Source organism: Massilia sp. IC2-278, from assembly GCF_020708045.1.
Classification (GTDB): domain Bacteria; phylum Pseudomonadota; class Gammaproteobacteria; order Burkholderiales; family Burkholderiaceae_D; genus Telluria.
In genome coordinates, this window is the sequence record NZ_JAJFES010000019.1 from 26,385 (window position 1) to 45,051 (window position 18,667).

General features: G+C 60.4%; 13 protein-coding genes and 1 tRNA gene. 3 read left to right on the forward strand and 11 right to left on the reverse strand.

Annotation, left to right across the window (positions count from 1 at the left end):
* Positions 1–117 precede the first annotated feature (117 nt).
* From LK540_RS22745 to fdnG, 7 genes are all read right to left on the reverse strand, one after another.
* Positions 118–213 (reverse strand) — tRNA-Sec (locus LK540_RS22745).
* A gap of 37 nt (positions 214–250) precedes the next feature.
* On the reverse strand, positions 251–2,152 hold the full coding sequence (gene selB / locus LK540_RS22750; protein ID WP_229439679.1) for a selenocysteine-specific translation elongation factor: 1,902 nt from the start codon (positions 2,150–2,152) through the stop codon (positions 251–253).
* The gene (selA, locus tag LK540_RS22755) at positions 2,149–3,546 is read right to left on the reverse strand and encodes an L-seryl-tRNA(Sec) selenium transferase (RefSeq protein WP_229439722.1); all 1,398 of its coding nucleotides are present in this window, start codon (positions 3,544–3,546) and stop codon (positions 2,149–2,151) included. The genes selB and selA overlap by 4 nt, the downstream gene beginning before the upstream one ends.
* A gap of 17 nt (positions 3,547–3,563) precedes the next feature.
* Entirely contained in the window at positions 3,564–4,592 is a 1,029-nt protein-coding gene (fdhE, locus tag LK540_RS22760; RefSeq protein ID WP_229439680.1) for a formate dehydrogenase accessory protein FdhE, read from the reverse strand.
* Between the two features lie 109 nt (positions 4,593–4,701).
* Positions 4,702–5,346: a formate dehydrogenase subunit gamma gene (locus LK540_RS22765; protein ID WP_229439723.1), complete on the reverse strand. Its 645-nt coding sequence runs from the start codon at positions 5,344–5,346 to the stop codon at positions 4,702–4,704.
* Between the two features lies 1 nt (position 5,347).
* Positions 5,348–6,268 (reverse strand): formate dehydrogenase subunit beta, encoded by a 921-nt coding sequence (fdxH, locus tag LK540_RS22770; protein ID WP_229439681.1) that lies wholly within the window; start codon positions 6,266–6,268, stop codon positions 5,348–5,350.
* Between the two features lie 16 nt (positions 6,269–6,284).
* Positions 6,285–9,356 carry a formate dehydrogenase-N subunit alpha gene (fdnG, locus tag LK540_RS22775; RefSeq protein ID WP_229439682.1) on the reverse strand — a complete coding sequence of 1,024 codons (3,072 nt, stop codon included), beginning with the start codon at positions 9,354–9,356 and terminating at the stop codon, positions 6,285–6,287.
* A 188-nt stretch (positions 9,357–9,544) separates the two neighbouring features.
* Here fdnG and fdhD point away from each other — a divergent pair, with 188 nt between their 5' ends.
* Together fdhD and LK540_RS22785 are read left to right on the forward strand one after the other, a co-directional pair.
* Positions 9,545–10,360 (forward strand): formate dehydrogenase accessory sulfurtransferase FdhD, encoded by an 816-nt coding sequence (gene fdhD / locus LK540_RS22780; protein ID WP_229439683.1) that lies wholly within the window; start codon positions 9,545–9,547, stop codon positions 10,358–10,360.
* A complete protein-coding gene (locus tag LK540_RS22785) occupies positions 10,357–10,935 on the forward strand; it encodes a nitroreductase (RefSeq protein ID WP_229439684.1) in 579 nt (192 codons plus the stop codon). The genes fdhD and LK540_RS22785 overlap by 4 nt, the downstream gene beginning before the upstream one ends.
* Positions 10,936–10,948: 13 nt before the next feature.
* On the opposite strand, the gene LK540_RS22790 is transcribed toward LK540_RS22785, so the two are convergent.
* The 4 genes from LK540_RS22790 to LK540_RS22805 all read right to left on the reverse strand — a co-directional run bounded on the left by LK540_RS22790 (position 10,949) and on the right by LK540_RS22805 (position 16,065).
* Positions 10,949–11,629 carry a trimeric intracellular cation channel family protein gene (locus tag LK540_RS22790; RefSeq protein ID WP_229439685.1) on the reverse strand — a complete coding sequence of 227 codons (681 nt, stop codon included), beginning with the start codon at positions 11,627–11,629 and terminating at the stop codon, positions 10,949–10,951.
* A gap of 405 nt (positions 11,630–12,034) precedes the next feature.
* A complete protein-coding gene (locus LK540_RS22795) occupies positions 12,035–13,054 on the reverse strand; it encodes a hypothetical protein (RefSeq protein ID WP_229439686.1) in 1,020 nt (339 codons plus the stop codon).
* 90 nt (positions 13,055–13,144) lie between these two features.
* Entirely contained in the window at positions 13,145–13,597 is a 453-nt protein-coding gene (locus LK540_RS22800; RefSeq protein ID WP_229439687.1) for a hypothetical protein, read from the reverse strand.
* An 830-nt stretch (positions 13,598–14,427) separates the two neighbouring features.
* Complete coding sequence (locus LK540_RS22805; protein ID WP_229439688.1) at positions 14,428–16,065, reverse strand: P-loop ATPase, Sll1717 family; 1,638 nt, start codon at positions 16,063–16,065, stop codon at positions 14,428–14,430.
* A gap of 856 nt (positions 16,066–16,921) precedes the next feature.
* Between LK540_RS22805 and LK540_RS22810 the strand changes: the two genes are divergently transcribed.
* Positions 16,922–18,505 carry a hypothetical protein gene (locus LK540_RS22810; protein ID WP_229439689.1) on the forward strand — a complete coding sequence of 528 codons (1,584 nt, stop codon included), beginning with the start codon at positions 16,922–16,924 and terminating at the stop codon, positions 18,503–18,505.
* Positions 18,506–18,667: the final 162 nt, after the last annotated feature.

Genomic DNA, 18,667 nt, shown 5'->3' on the forward strand with positions numbered 1-18,667 from the left:
GACTGCGCACAAGCCGGTGTTCCCGCAAGGGACGCCGGTTTTTTTACGCCTGCGGATGTGGACAGACGCTCCAACGATTATCCGATAAAGGGATGGCCGAGCGACGAACAGGGGATTTGGCGGAAGGCAGAAAGAGTCGAACTTACAGGAGAGCGGCTGACGCCCCCCACCGGGTTTGAAGCCCGGCCCCATCACCGGATGAGAATGCCTTCCTTTTGCAGCGGCGGCGGCATGCCGCGCGCCCTTTGACTTACACCTGCGGTGGCTCGGGCCAGCTGGCTTGCGGCCTCGGCAGGTGGGTATTGCGGACCCGGCGAGTATACCCGACGCGGTCGAAGAACTCCAACACCTGGATCGCGCGCTTGCGTCCCAGGCCGGTCGCATCGCGGAAGCTCGCGGCCTGCGCATCCGGCAGCCCGGCGACGATCGATGCCATCTCCGCCAGCGGCGCCGGATGGTAGAACAGGTCCGGCACCACCTGGCTCAGTTGTCCTGCACGTGAGAGTTTGCGCAGCAGCGCGCGCACCGCGTCTTCCTCCAGCTTGAAGTCGCGCGCCAGGTCGCGTACCCACGGCGGATCGAAGCGGCCGGCCTGCAGGGCCGCCAGTAACGGTGCCGCCATCGCCTGTTCCGCCTCGCTCAAGGCGACGCTGTGCGACGGCAGGTGCAGGCTCGCACTGCTGCGCGCAATCGATCCCGCTTCCAGCATGCGCGCCAGTAGGGCGCTCCAGATTGCGTCGCCCAGTTCCGGCGCCACCATCCGCTTCAGGCGCCACATCTCGAGGCCCGCTTCGTCGGGCTGGCGCGTGTGCCAGGCGGCCAGGCCGTCCAGTACGCGCGTTTCCAGCGGCGCGAGCATAGCGGGTGCGATCAATAGGCTGTCGCCGCCCGCCAATGGCAGGCGGAGGATGTCGTCAGGGAGTTGCAAACTGTCGGGCGCCGACTGGGTCAAGCGCACCAGGCTGGATACCGCGATGCCGGCAGGACTGGCCGCGACCAGCTTGCCCAGATCGCCATCGGCGACCCAGCCAGCCAGCGCATCGAGCCAGGCCAGCCGCGCCGGGCTGCGCCGCTTGCGAGCAGGCCCGAACGGATCGAGCACCACGCCGCCGCCCAAGGTCTGCGTGGCGCCCGCATTGCGCAGCACGAAACGGTCTCCCGCCACCGCGTGCAGCGGCGCGTCGAACACCAACTGTGCGCGGGTACGCTTGCCCGGCGTGAGCTGTTCGGCGTCGAGCGGCACCAGGTGCGCCGTATGATGGGCAGCGCCGATGTGCACGTGCACCGGCGCCCACGAGCCGAGCGCCGTGGCATCGGGCAGCAGCGTGATGTCGGCATCGAAGCGCTCCGAACACTCCGCCATGCGCGGATCGACGATCCAGTTGCCGCGCGCGATGTCGTCCTTGGCTACGCCGGCCAGGTTCAGCGCCAAACGCTGGCCGGCCCGTCCTTCCTCGGCCGGCTGGCCCTGGGCGTGGATCGCGCGCACGCGCGCCTGCTGCCCACCCGGGGCCAGCTGCACCAGATCGCCCGGCGCCACGCGGCCCGCCAATGCTGTGCCGGTGATGACCGTACCTTGGCCAGACACGGTGAACACGCGGTCGACGCCCAGGCGGAACAGGCGCGCTTCGCTGCGGCCTGGCAGCGCCGCCGCTTCGTGCACGAGGTGATCGAGCAGCGCGGCCACGCCCGGATCGCCCGGATTTGCGGCAGCGGTGCGGAAGACGGGCGCGCCTGCAAACGGCGTACCGTCCAACAGCGCGGCAACCTCGTTCTCGACCTCGACCAGCCGCGCTTCATTCGCGCGGTCGGCCTTGGTCAGCGCCACGCAGGCACGGCGCACGCCGAGCAGTTCGAGGATCGCCAGATGCTCGCGCGTCTGCGGCATGATGCCGTCGTCGGCCGCCACCACCAGCAGGGCGAGGTCGATCCCGGTGACGCCCGAGGCCATGGTGCGGATGAATTTCTCGTGCCCGGGCACGTCGATCACGCCGAGGGTTTCGCCGCCGGGCAGCGGCGCATAGGCGTAACCCAGTTCGATGGTGATGCCGCGCGCCTTTTCTTCCTTCAGGCGGTCGGTGTCGACCCCGGTCAGGGCGCGCGTCAGCGTGGTCTTGCCATGGTCGATATGGCCTGCGGTACCGACGATCATGAAGCAGACGTCTCCCCGAGCAGCGCCAGCTGGTCGGCAAAGGCGGAGACCTGGTCGTCCTGCAGGCAGCGCAAATCGAGCCACAGGGTATCGTCGGCGATGCGGCCGATCACCGGGCGTGGCAGCCCGCGCAGGCGCCGTTCCAGCAGCCCGAGCGGATTGCCGCGCACGCCGGCGCGCGCCCGGATCGCCAGGCCATGGCTCGGCAGCAGTTCGACGGGCAGGGCGCCGCTGCCGATCTGGCTGTTCATGGTCGCGTCACCCACGGTGTAGCTGTCACCCAGTGCTTCCTGCAACGGTGCGACCAGCGACGCGGCCAGCGCACGCATCTCGGCGGCCGGACGGGTCAGCAAACGCAGCGTGGTCAGGCGCTGCGGCAGCAGGTCCGGCGCGCGGTACAAATTCAGCACCGGTTCCAGCGCGGCCAGGGTCAGCTTCGACACGCGCAGCGCGCGCTTCAAGGGATTCTTCTTGATCTTGGCAATCAGGTCGGCGCGCCCGGCGATGATGCCGCACTGCGGCCCGCCCAGCAGCTTGTCGCCGCTGAAGGTCACGAGATCGGCGCCGGCTGCAATGGTTTCTTTCACGGTCGTCTCGTGCGGCAAACCGTAGCGTTCCAGGTCGACCAAGGTGCCGCTGCCGAGATCGACGGCAATCGGAATCCCGCGCTCGCGCGACAGCGGCACCAGTTCGGCCACGCTCACTTCCTTCGTAAAACCGGTGATTGCGTAGTTACTCGCATGGACCTTCAGCAGCAGGGCCGTGTTCTCGCCCGCGAACTCCGCATAATCCTTCAGGTGGGTGCGGTTCGTGGTGCCCACTTCGCGCAGGGTGGCGCCGGCACGCGCCATGATGTCGGGGATGCGGAAGGCGCCGCCGATTTCCACCAGTTCGCCGCGCGAGACGATGACTTCGCGGCCCGAGCCCAGTGCATTGAGCATCAGCAGAACGGCCGCGGCATTGTTGTTCACCACGGTGACGGCTTCGGCGCCGGTCAATGCACGCAACTGTTCCTCGACCAGATCGTCGCGGTCGCCGCGCTTCCCGGTGTCGATGTCCCATTCCAGGTTCATCGGCCAGCGCAGCGCCTCGACCACCGCCTGCACCGCCACGTCCGGCAGCAGGGCGCGGCCGAGGTTCGTGTGCAGCACGGTGCCGGTGAGATTGAATACCGGGCGCAGGCGCGAAGCATTTGCCGCGGCCAGGCGCTCGGCTAGCCGGGCCAGGATCGCATCCGGCGCAAGGTCGAGCGCAGCGCCGTCGCGCAAGCTTGAGCGCAACGCATCGAGCAACGCGCGCAAGGAATCCACGGTCTGCTCGCGCCCGTACTCGGCAATCAATGCCTGGCAGCCCGGCGCATCCAGCAGGACATGCACGGCCGGCAGGCGTGGCATCGGCGCGGCGCCGCCTGTCACGCGTCGTCCTTCAGCCAGAGCAGCGGATTGCCGCTGGCGCGCGCATACCCGGCTTCGGACACGAGTACGTCCAGCAGCAGGCTGGCCAGGTCGTCGGCCAGCGGCTCCACGTGGTAGTCGTGTTCCTGGTTGAAGATCTTGCGGTAGGTGTGGCAATCGTCGCAGGTCTCGGCGCGCGCGACCTTGGTCGGGTCGTTGGCCTTGTCCAGGGTCTTGCCCTCGTTCGCGGCAGCCACGTTGGCGGCCTGCGGATCGGCATCCTTGCCGACCAGGCCCTGGTAGGCGACTTTCCCGTTGGCTTCGCAGCACGAGCACTTCACGCGCACCATGTGCCATTCGCTTTCGCAGCAGCTGCAGTGCAGGTAGCGATAACCCTGCGATTGCCCACCGATGCGCACCACGCTGGCCACCGGCTGCGAACCGCACACCGGGCACAGCGTGCCGGTCACGAGCGGCTGGGCCCAGGCCGGGTCGAGGCGCGAGGCCATCAGGCTCCAGCTCACTTGCAGGGCGGCGGCGATGAAGGGCGCGCACAGCGGGTCGATGCCCTCGGCATAACCGTTGAGGATGGCGTCGGCCATGCCTTCCAGTTCCGCATCGCCCAGGCCGCGCAGCAGCGCCAGGGCCGGCGCCAGTTGCGGCGACGCCTCGACGCCTGGCTTGAGTGCTTCGAGCAGGGCGGCGAACACGGCGCGCCAGCCGGCCGGGCGTGCACCGCTGACCGGCAGTGGCGGCATGTTGTGGTCGTGGGCCAGCTTCATCGTCGCGTCCGGCGGCAGCTCGACCTGTTCGGCAACGCTGCCGGATACCACGGCCTGCTGGGCATCGGCCAGCTGCGCCATCAGGCTCAGGTAGCCGCGCAGGGCTTCTTCGACGGGAATGCCCGGCACTTCGCCGGCCGCCAGCTGGCGCAGGCGCGTGGCGCGTGCGGCGAACAGGGTGGCGGGATGAGGCAGCAGCAGACGTGGGATGGCGTTGTGATCGAGGCCTTCGATCTCGCCCGGTTGGAGTAGACGTTGTACCAAAATAATCTCTCGAAAAAAGCAGGGCCGGGTCGCGTGTGCGAACCCGGCCCATTGTAAATCAAGCAGAGGAAGCGCGTCGGCGGCGCTTCGATCCGCTCGCGGCGATGCCTTAGCGGCCGCCCTTGTTGCGCATCAGCTGCTCGAACCAGCGCGGATGGTGCTTGCGCACCCAGCCATAGGTCACGGTGCCGCGCACCATGGCGCCCATCGTGCCCTTGATCCAGATGCCGGCGTACACGTGCACGATGATCGAGACGATGATCACGAACGCGAAGAACGCGTGCAGCACGGCCGACAGGCGGATCACGCCGATCGGGAACAGGTGCGAGAACCAGGCGCGCCAGATCACGATGCCGGTCAGCAGCAGGAACACCATGCAGGCGATCAGCGTGAAGAACAGCATCTTCTGGCCGGCGTTGTAGCGGCCCACCTTCGGCAGCGCGTGCTCGTTTCCGTTCAGGACGTCCGGAATCTGGCGCAGCCACTGCTTGTCGCCCGGCTCGAACTGGTTGTGGTGCCAGAAGCGCACCACCAGCACGGCAAAGGCGGCAAACATCACCAGCCCGAAGAACGGGTGCAGGATGCGGGTCCACTGGCCGCCGCCGAACAGCAGCGCCAGCCAGGCCATGACCGGGTGGAACATGGCCAGGCCCGACAAGCCGGCCAGCACGAAGCAGATCGCCGTGATCCAATGGTTGCTGCGTTCATTGGCGTTGTAGCGCTCGATCAGCGGGTTGCCGTCCTTGTCACGCAGCTCACGCTTCATGCTTTTCTCCCTGCAGCTGCTTGGCGGCGGCCAGCGCTTCGGCTTCCTCTTCCTTGCTCACCTCGTTCGGGCCGACACGGGTGTAGTGGAACAGGCCGGCGATTGCGGCGGCAGCCATGCCGGCCATTGCCAGCGGCTTGGCCAAGCCCTTCCAGATGGCGACGGCCGGGCTGATGCTCGGGTTGTCGCGCAGGCCGCTGTACAGCGAGGGCTTGTTCGCGTGATGCAGGACGTACATCACGTGGGTGCCGCCCACGCCGGCCGGGTCGTACAGGCCGGCGTTCTTGTAGCCGCGTTCCTTCAGGTCTTCGATGCGCTCGGCCGCGTGCGTCTTCATGTCCTCCTTGGTGCCGAACATGATGGCGCCGGTCGGGCAGGTCTTGACGCAGGCCGGTTCCTGGCCCACGGCAACCCGGTCCGAGCACAGCGTGCACTTATACGCGCGGTTGTCCTGCTTCGAAATGCGCGGCACGTCGAACGGGCAGCCCGTCACGCAGTAGCCGCACCCGATGCAGTTTTCCTGCTGGAAGTCGACGATGCCGTTCGCGTACTGCACGATCGCGCCCGGCGACGGGCAGGCCTTCAGGCAGCCCGGGTCCTCGCAGTGCATGCAGCCGTCCTTGCGGATCAGCCACTCGAGGTTGCCGTCTTCGTTCTCGTGCTCGGCGAAACGCATCACCGTCCACGACTTCGGGGTCAGGTCGGTCGGGTTGTCATAGATGCCCGAGTTCACGCCCACTTCGTCGCGGATGTCGTTCCACTCCATGCAGGCGGTCTGGCAAGCCTTGCAGCCGATGCATTTCGAGGCGTCGATCAGCTTGGCGACGCTGCCGCCCACCGGCGAACGCGCGGTAGGCGGGGTCACGGTGGTGGCCGAGACCCGTTTGATGTCCAACGATTGTAGTGCCATATCTATTCTCCGGTCCTCAAGCCTTCTCGACTTTCACCAGGAAGGATTTGAATTCCGGTGTCTGCGAGTTACCGTCGCCCACAACGGGGGTCAGGGTGTTGGTCAAATAACCAGGCTTGGTCAGTCCCTTGAAGCCAAAGTGAATCGGGATACCGATCGTGAAGGTTTCCTTGCCGTCGATCTTCAATGCCTTGATACGCTTGGTGACGATGCACTTGGCGATGATGTGGCCGCGTTTCGACGTCACTTTCACGTGGTCGCCCGCCACCACGCCAATCGTCCTGGCATGGGCTTCGCCGATTTCCACGAACTGTTCCGGCTGGATGATCGCGTTCAGGCGGGCATGCTTGGTCCAGGTGTGGAAGTGCTCGGTCAGACGATAGGTGGTCGCCACGATCGGGAACTCGGCCGCCGTACCCATCTGCTTGCGGTCTTCCGGGAACACGCGCGCGCCAGGGTTGCTGGTCGCACGGGCATTGTTCGGGTGCATCAGGTTCTTGCCAACCGGATTCTCGAACGGCTCGTAGTGCTCGGGGAAGGGACCCTCGTTCATCATGCCGCGGGCAAAGAAGCGCGCCACGCCTTCGGCATTCATGATGAACGGGTTCATGCCGCCCACCGGGTTCTCGTCGACCTTGAAGTCGGGCACGTCGGCGCCGGTCCAGGCCGCACCGTTCCAGCCGATCAGCTTGCGCTTCGGATCGAACGGCTTACCCTGCGTATCGCAGGACGCGCGGTTGTACAGCACGCGGCGGTTCGCCGGCCAGGCCCAGGCCCAGTTCAGCGTATTGCCGATGCCGGTCGGGTCGCTGTTATCGCGGCGGCCCATCTGGTTACCGGCTTGCGTCCACGAACCCGCGAAGATCCAGCAGCCCGAAGCGGTGCTGCCGTCGTCGCGCAATTGCGCAAAGCCTGCCAGCTGCTCGCCCTTTTTCGCCAACACTTTCGTCGGGTCTTTCGGGTCGAGCACGTCGGCCAGCGCCTTGCCGTTGAACTCCATGGCGAGTTCTTCCGGGGTCGGGCTGTGCGGACGGGCGTAGTTCCAGGTCAGGTTCAGGATCGGGTCCGGGAACTTGCCGCCATCCTTCTGGTAGGCGCCTTTCATGCGCAGGAACAGTTCCGACATGATCTCGATGTCCGAACGTGCCTTGCCCGGCGGTTCCGCGCCTTGCCAGTGCCACTGCAGCACGCGCGAGGACGAGACCAGCGAGCCGCGTTCTTCAGCGAAGCAGGTGGTCGGCAGGCGGAAGACTTCGGTCTGGATCTGGGTCGGGTCGACGTCGTGGAATTCGCCATGCGACTTCCAGAATTCGGCCGTTTCCGTTTCCAGCGGGTCCATCACGACCAGGAACTTCAGCTTCGACAGACCGGCCTGTACCTTGGCCTTGTTCGGGGCGGACGCCAGCACGTTGAAGCCCTGGCAGATGTAACCGTTCATCTTGCCCTGGTTCATCAGCTCGATGGCTTGCAGCAGGTCGTACGGCTTGTCCAGCTTCGGCAGGTAGTCGAACGCGAAGTTGTTTTCCTGGGTTGCGGCATCGCCCCACCACGACTTCATGAAGGAGACGTGGAACTTCTTGTAGTTGCTCCAGTAGCTGAGCTGGTTCGGACGCAGGGCCTGCGGTGCGCGCGCCTTGATGTAGGCGTCGAAGTCCTGTTCGGCTTCGTTCGGCAGGGTCATGTAGCCCGGCAGCAGGTTCGACATCAGGCCGAGGTCGGTCAGGCCCTGGATGTTCGAGTGGCCGCGCAGCGCGTTCATGCCGCCGCCGGCGATACCCATGTTACCCAGCAGCAGCTGGACCATGGCGCCGAGGCGAATGGTCTGGGCGCCGGTGGAGTGGTGGGTCCAGCCCAGTGCGTACAGGATGGTACCGGCGCGGCCAGGCACGGCGGTCGACGCCAGTGCATCGGCAACCTTCTGGAACTGCGCAGGCGACACGCCGCAAATCTTTTCCACCATCTCCGTCGTGTAACGGGAATAGTGTTTCTTCATCAACTGGTACACGCAGCGCGGATGGCTCAGGGTCGGGTCGACCTTGGCGTAACCGTCTTCGCCGATCTCGTAGTTCCAGCTCGATTTGTCTGCGTATTTACCGGCTGCTTCGTCGTAGCCGGAATAAATGCCGTCATTGAAGGCGAAATCTTCGCGCACGATGAAAGGCATGTCCGTGTAATTGCGGACGTATTCGTGCTGGATCTTGTCGGTCGTCAGCAGGTAATTGACGATCGCGCCCAGGAACACGATGTCCGTGCCGGTACGCGTCGCGACGTAATAGTCTGCAACGGACGCGGTACGGGTAAAGCGCGGGTCGACCACGACCAGCTTCGCTTTATTGTGGGCCTTTGCTTCGGTGACCCATTTGAAACCACAAGGGTGTGCTTCAGCGGCATTGCCGCCCATGACGAGGATGACATCTGCATTCTTGATGTCGACCCAGTGATTCGTCATCGCTCCACGGCCAAACGTCGGGGCAAGACCTGCCACCGTCGGACCGTGTCAAACACGCGCCTGGTTATCGAATGTCAGCATGCCCAAAGACCGCACGGTCTTGTGGGTAATGTATCCGGTTTCATTGCTGCCGGCCGATGCGGCCAGCATGCCGGTGGTCAGCCAGCGGTTCACGACCTTGCCGTCTGCCGTCTTCTCGATGAAGTTGGCGTCGCGGTCTTCCTTCATCAGCGTAGCGATACGGTCCAGCGCCTGGTCCCAGGAAATCTTGGTCCATTCGGTGCCGCCCGGCTTGCGGTATTCCGGCTCGAGCAGTCGGCTCGGGCTGTGGATGAAGTCCACCAGGGAAGCGCCCTTCGGGCACAGGGTGCCGCGGTTAACCGGGTGGTCGGGATCGCCTTCGATGTGGATAATGGATGCGGCGGCGTTCTTGGCGCCATCGCCAAGGCCGTACATCAGGATGCCGCAACCGACGGAGCAGTACGGGCAGGTTTGACGGGTTTCGGTGGTGCGGGCGAGCTTGTACTGCCGGACTTCGGCGAGTGCCGTAGCCGGAGCAAAGCCGAGCAGCGCCAGGCTCGAACCCGCGATGGTGGCGCCAGATACCTTAAGGAACTGGCGGCGAGACATCTGGTTCATCAAAAATCCTTCTCACAGGAAACGAGGGCGCTAGCTTACACCTTGGACATACACTGATGAATGCTAAAATTGATGAATATTTCCTCTAAACTGCTCAAATACGTAGTTTCCACAATGACCGAAACGCAATTTCGGGCGTTTGCGTTAAAAAAATGACAAATCTGATTAACTCGGAAGAGGACGTTTCCGTGCCGACTGCCCGCTCGCGCGACGTGCTGCGCATGCGCGGCGGCGTGCTGGCCGAGACTGCCGACATGGTGGTCGACGAGGTGCCGGTGGCGCTGGTCTACAACGGCCTGTCGCATGCGGTGATGATGGCGACGCCAGCCGACCTGGAAGACTTCGCGCTGGGCTTTTCGCTGAGCGAAGGGATCATCGATTCGGCTGCCGCCTGCTATGGCATCGAGGTCGAGCAGGGCGGGCAGGGGATCGCGGTGCAGCTGGAGATTGCGTCGTCGGCCTTTGTCGGATTGAAGGAAAGGCGGCGCGTGCTGGCCGGGCGTACCGGCTGCGGGCTGTGCGGGGTGGATAGCCTGGAGCAGGTGCGGCGGCCCGAGCGTGTGCTGGCGCCGGCGATTGGATTTCATGCGGCAGGCGTGCGTGCGGCGCTGGGTGCCATCGGCGCCGAGCAGCAGTTGACGCGGCTGACCGGCGCGGCCCACGCGGCTGCCTGGTGCGGGATGGATGGCTCGTTGCGCATCGTGCGCGAGGACGTCGGCCGCCACAATGCGCTGGACAAGGTGATCGGGGCCATGGCGCGCGCGAAGTGTTCGCCCGAGGATGGCTTTTTCCTGATCACCAGCCGCGTGAGTTTCGAGATGGCGCAGAAGGCGGTGATGGCCGGGGTGCCGGCGCTGGTCGGCATGTCGGCGCCGACGCTGGCAGCCGTCGAGTTGGCGGAAAAGGCCGGCATGACCTTGCTGGCGTTTGCGCGTGGGCGCGACTTCGTTTGCTACACGCACCCGCAGCATCTCGGTCTCGACGTCACCGCGTCCGAAGCATGATCGAGGTGAACGAGGAACTCTGGGCTGCGCTGGCGGGGCGCCGCAATTATCCGCCACGCCGCTTGTCCGCACCCGGGCCGGATGCGGCTTCGCTGGAACGCATTTTCGAAGGGGCGGCACAGGTGCCGGACCATGGGCTGTTGCGGCCCTGGCGTTTTATCCTGGTGCCCGATGCGCGTCGCGCCGACCTGGGCGAGGTATTCGCGCAGTCGCTGGCCGAGCGCGATCCCGACAGTGACGAAGAGGCGCGATCGCGTGCCCGCGACAAGGCCTTCCATGCGCCGTGCCTGATGGTGGCGGTGCTCAGCGACGATCCCGAAGCGCGCCGGATTCCAAAGAGTGAAAAGCTGGTGTCGCTCGGCTGCGCGGTGCAAAACATGCTGACCATGGCGCAGGCGCTCGGCTTTTCGAGCGGATTGGCGAGTGGGGCGGCGATGGGCACCGAAGGCATGCGCAGCTTGCTGCGCCTGGCGCCGCACGAGGAAGCGGTCTGCTTCCTGGCGTTCGGCACGGCGAGCGATCCACGGCCGCCGCGCGAACGGCCGCATCCTTCGGAGTTCGTGACGACGCTCTGATCAGCGCTTTTCGTCAGCGCTCTTCGTCGCGGTGCGCTTCGGTCTTTTCGGGCCAGCGCGCCGTCGGCAAATGCCAGCCGTAGTGGATTGCGGCCAGGCGCAGTCCCAGGCACAGTGCCGCACCGGCGCAGGCAGTCGCCGTCGTCGGCCAGCCCAGCACGTGGCCGATCACCACCACGCTGGCGCCGGCCAGCGCCGCCACCGCATAGATATCCGACCTGAAGACACCCGGCACGTTCGACAGCAGCACGTCGCGCGCGATGCCGCCGCCGATCCCGGTCAGCATGCCCAATAGCGCCGCCATCATCGGCTCCAGCCCGAACACCAGCGCCTTTTGCGAACCCGCCACGCAGAACAGGGCCAACCCTACCGCATCGAAGAACAGCACCGGGCTTTGCAGGCGGTTGATGATGGGGTACCAGAAGAAGATCACGACGCCGGCCAGCAGCGAGACGGCCAGGTAGCGCCAGTCGCTGATTGCGGCAGGGGGCGTAGCGCCGATCAGGAGGTCGCGCACGATACCGCCGGAGTTGGCGGCGACAAACGAGAGCACTAAGACGCCGAAGATATCGAGCCGGCGGCGCGCGCCGGCTGTGGCGCCGGAGAGGGCGAAGACGAAGGTGCCGACCAGGTCGAGCGTGAGCACGAGGGTCTTGATGGCGGCGTCTACGTCGAGGGAAAGAACATCGAACACATTGTTACCTTGGGTGGACAGCTTGTATGGACAAAGGGCGCAATGATAGCGCAGTAGCTAGCTAATACAAACCTGTTCTTCTAGCCTATCACTCACTGCATCCCAGCAGACTCAGGGTCAAGTGCAAATCAAAGCATACTTGGGTACATCGAATGTGCCGCAGTGGCAGCGGAAGCAATGATCGAGGTCGTTATCGGAAACGAAGCAACCTTGTGTTTTATTCGGAATGCTCGGGTACTTTGCGGTTGTACAACCCATCCGATTAGAGCGCCAATCACGCGTAACAAGGTAGAAAGCGAAAGCCCCGCATTGCGAGGCTTTCGTTGTTATACTTCCTGTCGCAATACTAATACACCCAAACGAGACGTAATGGATTATGTAGGGCTAGAATAGTTTATGCTGCGATTACTTAGCGACTGCTGCGCGCATGGCTTGTGCAAGTTTCTCGAGAATTCTTTTAAGGTCTTCAACGTCTTGCTTAACCACGACAATTCTTTGACCTTCACGATAGTTTGGATCGTTTGTATTCGAAAGATACTTTGCATCGACGATGCCTTCCGAATGCGCAAGCAAGTGACGCTGCTGAAAGAGAATACGAAGGCGTGAAAGTTCGTTAGGTAAAAGCCAGTCCTCGTAACTATAACCTACTGCTCTCTTCCACAAATCACTACCGTCAGCGAGCCGTTGAAATACATTAGTAGACGCTGGTCGAACACCCAGCAATCTCATGTAAAGTGCTTCCGCAAGCTTTTGGAATGCGACAACACCGTCGGGCAAGCAAGATTCCAGCATCGACTTCGCTGCAATTGCGCCCGCATCCTTCCCGGAAGCGCGTTCAATCGCTTCACGCACAATTTCAGTCGACGATATCTTTACTTCGAGCTTACGTAGCGCATCATCAAACATTCGTTCGGCTGAGTTGTACCCACATGTTGGGCAAAAGAATGCCGATCCTACAACTGCAAATCGAGTCGCGCACTGCTCACAGGTGATCTCGAGTTCCATCGCCTCTGCAGCTTCGATCGGAACGATGATGGTAGAGTATGACGTACTCGCCCCGCTCACACTCATGGACATCTTCACAAGGCTATTTCTGGATTGGTGGCTATTAAAACCTTGCGCATCTTCGCGCATTGCACTATTTATCGCCCCCTGAAAGCTAGCGACCGCTTGACCTTGCGCTTCACTAATTTGGTCGGTCGTGTACCAGCTCTCAGTATGCGCCTTATGACCACACATAGGGCAGGTCACCATAGCGCCGCGCCCAATTGCGGTCCAATCTTCCGCTTTAACCTTGAAGTGAAACAAACACCCTTCTTTAGGGCATTCTTTGTCGATATACCCCTTACAGTCCGTGCTGACAGGAACAGAGATCGCACTCGTTTCGGAAAGTCCATGCAGCGTTTTCAAAAGGTTCTCAAACATATTGCGTATCAGCTCCAAAAAGGATTGTTAAATCCTAGCTGCTATTAGGACGCGGCCGCTGCTTTATCGATTATGCCGTCCAAAGACGACTTAAATTTTTGTTTCTTGTGATGCGTGTAGACCGTGCTCCATGGCTTTGTTCAGCCACACAGCAATGATTTCGTCAGCATGACCATCCATAAGGCGCACGTTACCTTGTTCGTCAATCCCCATGTCGGTTCGACCAGATTGGTCGAAATTGAACTCCCCGAGAACGTCGCAGTACTGCTTCGCACCTACCAAATACATGTGCAAACATACCACTCGGCCACTCACCCTGTTGTCTTTGTACCCTAAGTAAAGTTGAAGGCGAACGGTTGTGTTCACGTATGTTGCGTCAATCGTGTACGGGTCGACCTGAGTAACGTTCAATGTATTAAATAAGCGTGACGACCATTCCAGGGCAACTTCCTTCGCCCGCAGGAGGTGCTTAAATTCGGCTAAAATAGTCGGTACGTATTGCTCTAAAGAGCCAAGGCGTTTATAGGTTGGGATATCGATCACTTTGTCTCCGATCAGGTTGTTTTAATTGCAGGCCACACGTTGTAGACCCAACAATGTAGCCAATTGAGATGAAACTTTTGGGTTCAAGCAGTGCTAGAGCTTTATCGATGCCGTTTTGATTGATTGAGTCCCTTCAAAGATAACTTAACCCTGCTCTTCATCTTTTTTTGGCGATCATTTCCTGTGCAACGCTCCAACGTTTCCAGTAGCTGGCCCTCGTCTTCGTCGCATCGACATCAAGTACTTGCCACAGATGCCAGACGAAACTTCGCGGCGCTACTTGTTTGCCGCCATTGACCGAGCCATACACTGGGCGTTCATGCGAGTTTGCAGCAACATGACGGACAACAGCGGGACCGATCTCTTTCGCCAGCTTACGCTCGTTTTACTAATTAAAATCACCAAGATCTTAACTGGTAACGGCTCTAAATCCGCAGATCGCTTTATAATCAAAGATGAGAAGCCTATCGGCAGCCCCGCCTTCAATGTGGTCTGCGCAGCCATGCCTGCAGAGTGTCGCTTGGTGCAACTACGTCACCCGCGAAAAGAGGCGTGCACGTTGGCGTCAATGGTCGCATCGGCGAACTGCTGCAATAGACTCGCATTGACAGTCGGGCCACTCTGGAGACGGCGTTGCTAAACTACTTAAAACTGTAGACCTATCAAATTCCGCACTACGTCATTGAAAGCAGGACATCGATTCTGGCGCTCAATGAATGGCAGAAGAAGCATCGCGAATTATTCTTCAAACAGACTCACGACCAGACGAGACTTAACGCTCAACTTCATTGCTACTGCATTGAATTCGCGAATGCTGAGCTAATAAGATCTTATTCTGCGACTCGTGTCCCGAATGTTCGCCAGAAAGTTGGATGCACATAAGCCGTAGAGCTAGGCTTAATCGCTCCCGAACTCGGCCCCTCGGCGTTATGGAAGGACCAGTAGGTTCCGCTAGTGGAATCTGGTTTAATTCCAATTAAGCCAACTAAGTAAAATATCTCAAATAAAACTTGGGCGGCAGAATGTGTTGTGCCTTTGCCATTCACTACTAAATCCGAAATTGCGCGAATAACTGGGTCATGGCTTTCTAGATCGTCTTCGAATTCAGAAAACAATAAATCTTGAAGAACATCTTTTGAGATTAAGCTGAATTTAAATGATGCAGGCTTTCGTAGCAGTAGATGCGTATATCTAGTTAAATTCGGGAACGTCGCTCCCCATTCTTCCTGAAGAGATACTAGCCGTTTGCTTGAGTACTCACCCTCGGCATCCGAGACACATTGTGCTGTCACAGTGTTTCGACCCTCTGCGTGCTCTAGGCAAGCGTTTACAAACAAGATTGCATCACGCGGCCGATAGAACGTTCTCTCTGTGAGGTAATCCAAAAAATTTGTCTTCCCAACCTTGTTAGGAAACAACTCCCGCAATTTGACGGCGCGTGAGGTGTAACGTTCACGGACCAACTTTGCGATTCGAAGGTCAAGCAAATCTTCAATCTGACTCTTTGACCATTTTAATTTAAGATAAAGCGACTCGTATTTTTCTTCTTGAAAGCCCGAGTCTCTCGTTGCGGTTATGACGCGGCTTAGCAAGTCAACCCTCAACGAAATAACAACTTTCACAAACCTTATTTTTTGAAACGATCGAACCGTTTCGATAAGTGCGCGTATCAACTTATAGCGAAGTGAATCTTCGACCCAATGTTCATCTAACCCGTCAATGGTAATAAAATAACGCTTTTGCGGATCGTTGAAGATATCTTCAGATAAGACCCTTATTACATCTGAGAGAGCTTTGATCTGAATTTGATTTACTACTTTTCTCCCGTGCTGAATGACTTCTTGTTTCTGCTCTTCTGAAAGCTTCTTTCCGGCAGAAAAATCGAGTTTAACGTCACCCATTGTGGGCCCGAGCGATGCTTTAAGGTCGGATTCGACTTTCGTTGTGAGCTCTTTTACGCGATACTCTGTTTCCTCCCAAAACTTTTCACCCCACTCCCTCAGATAATTGATAGCCTGTTCTTTTGAACGATCCTTGTTGATGCTAGAAAAAAGATTTGCTAAGAAACTCTTCTTTTGATCTTCGTTCTTGATTTTATATTTATTTTTTAATAGCTCAACAGTGAGAACGTGCTTCCATAGGAGTTGATAAAATAAATCGAGGTTAACTCCGGCGGCCTCGAAAAACTTGAGAATATCAGAGTTGGCTATGTAGGCTAATGATAAATTTTGCGGCGGCAGTTCAATCACATTTTCTTCAACTTCCCTGAGCTTCCGGACTAACGCGCTTTTGCCGGAGCCTGTCCTTCCAACAATAATCCTTTTGGGACTAGCAAAATCCAAAAGTGCATCAAGGTCGCCGGTTTCGATAAAACAGTCAGAAATATACTTATCGTCTGATTCTGCGTCAGCAGTTCCAATGCTGTCGTTACGACGAAAACGAAAGTTGACACCGTTGCTGTTATTCAATTTAACCCTTCAAATTGCACAAGGAGGTGGTAGATAAATTTTGACCAGAGTGGAGAGCTTGAGATAGGGCAATATTGCTGGTTTTTAGGCGTCCATGCAAGGGGTAGTGGCATAAATTTTTATAGCTAAGGTATTTTCTACGATGGCGGTACAGCTCCGCCGTTGCTTAAGAAACGAACAATTATGCGCAACGCATACCTTCGCCGGAGACTACTTCATTGAGATATGCGAATGTCCTCAATATGCCTACGCTCTTGCACGACCGTTCGCTTGCGTTTAGTTTTCAATCGTTGGGCGGGCTTCTGGTGGTTCGCTCTTGGACACTTGTCATTCTCAAGCTCCAGCGCGCGAACTTAGCTTAGAGCTCATGCGTTATCTTTCAGTCTGAGCTTAGTGCCAGACTCACCGCCAATGCTGGCGATAAGATCTTCGCTCGATCGAAAACGGGCGCGGCCAGATCTTGCAACGCTGGAAGCGAAACCTGAGGTCGAAGACGACACGGATGTCGTTGATCTATACCGATATTGCGAACGTTGCTGGAAAAATCAGGTGCGACGCAAACTGCATAAGCCGGGTCACCTCAGGTCTGACATCCAGACACGAGCTCGTCCTTAACCAATTAGGTCCATGCGGCCAACTAGTGCTGAGGTCAAGCCAAACTAGCATAAAGCTGAGGCCGTGTCCGAATTTCAGACCTGAGCCTAGCTCACGATCCATCGATTCGGTGTATCGACAGCATCTTCCTAATTCATGCCAAATACTGGAGACTGTCCCGCACGCTTGAGGTCGACCGATGGGCGCCGATCCTGCAAATCTGGCATGATCCGGCAGAGATGAGCTATGTGGCTCGCAAACCATGACCAGTCCAATTTCATCCGGATTCGCGCAGCAAGACCTCGAAGGCCGAAGCGTCAGGGATGTCGTCGAGTACAGTTCCGAGCAGGTGAACGATGCCTGGTGCCGCAAGATCTTCCGTAAGATCCTGCAATCGCTCGAACTCCAGTACGCGATGCACATGCCGCACCGCGTCATCACGCCCGATACCATCGTGTTTCATGCGAACGGCGAGCCCTTGCTGATCTCGGACGATATCGATGCCGCTCCGGCACCCGAGTCGCGCCAGGCCGACGACTTGACGGCACTGGCGCGCGTCATCCACTACGCCATCACTAAAGAGCTCGCACCCACCGGGCCGTTGGCCGGACGCGCCGATGGCTATGGTGCCGCCCTGATTGCTACCGTCGATGCCTGTATGGACCCGGATCCGGCGCGGCGCCCGCCTTGTGTCGATGCGGTGCGCAGCATGCTCGGCATCGCTGCGTCCGCGCCGCCAGCCGGCGCCGTCACCGCGTCCGAGGTGCCAGCGCCGCGCGGCAACGACCTCGCTGCACCGGTCATGACCGGGGTGAGCGGATCCGGCATGGTTGCCGTGCCTAATGCATCCGTGGCCGCTATCGGCAGTGTGCCTACAGGTGCGGCCGACGACAGCGCCACCGGGGTAGTGGGCGCGCCAGTTGTGCCGGGCTTGCCGTCAACCGCGTCCACATCGGCGCAGTTACCATCGGGGCCCTTGTTGGCCGCCGCGTCTGCACCACCGGACGCGCAGGACGCAAACGTCGGAGTGCATCGTGCGGGTGCGCGCCGCGGCCAGCGCTGGGCCTTCGCAGCCGGTGGCGGAGCGATTGCAGTCATGGTCGTCCTGTTGTTGTCTACTCAATTGCGCAATCCCGGCCCGCGCGAGCATGTGGTGTCGACGGCGCCGCAGGCCGCCGCTTCCTCGCATCAGGGTCTGCCAGCGGCGGATTCCGGCGCCGCCTCCACGGGGACTGCGTCTACCGAAGCGCCGACGGCCCACATCGCCAACGCTGCGCCAGACGATCCGGGCCATACCGACGCACCCGTGACAGCGCCCGATGCAACGGGCAGCGCGGTCGGCGGCACGGCGAGCATTACGGACCCTGGCCTGAACGGGAATCCGGCAAGCGATCCTGTCGCTAATCCTGCCTCTGGCTCCTCGTCGCAGGGCGCGACACTAAGTGGAGGTACCGATCCGCAGGACGGCACGACCCGGGTCAAGTCCAGTCCGGCCGCTGCAAGCGGCAGCGTGGCGGCAAAGGGCCCGCCAGCCGCGTCCGCCCGCGCTGCCGCAGCGCCGCCACCGAAGGACGTCGCCGCCGTCCGCGCGCGTTCAGCCTTGCTGCCAAGCGCGGTGCCGGGCAAGGCCAGCTACCAACTGCAAATCGTGCCTTGGGGAGTCGTTTATGTGGATGGGGTCGAACATGGTGTCAGCCCGCCACTCAGGCGCCTGGCGCTGACGCCGGGAAGGCATACGATCCGGATCACGAATCCGAAGTACCGCGACAGCATCCTCGAGTTCGAGAGCGCACAGACCACCAGCATTGGGAAGATCATCGTCGAGTTCACCGACGCTACCGAGTAAGCAAAGCCTTCGCGCCGGCCGAATCTTCGATCCCCTGGTCGCGACTTGGCGCCAGCGTTCATTCAGCAGTCAAGTTAATGCATTGTTACAATACCGAGATGCGGTCCTTGGCCCTGAGCGTGATCGGGCTATATGCCGCGCATCGTCTTTGGGCGGGAAAAC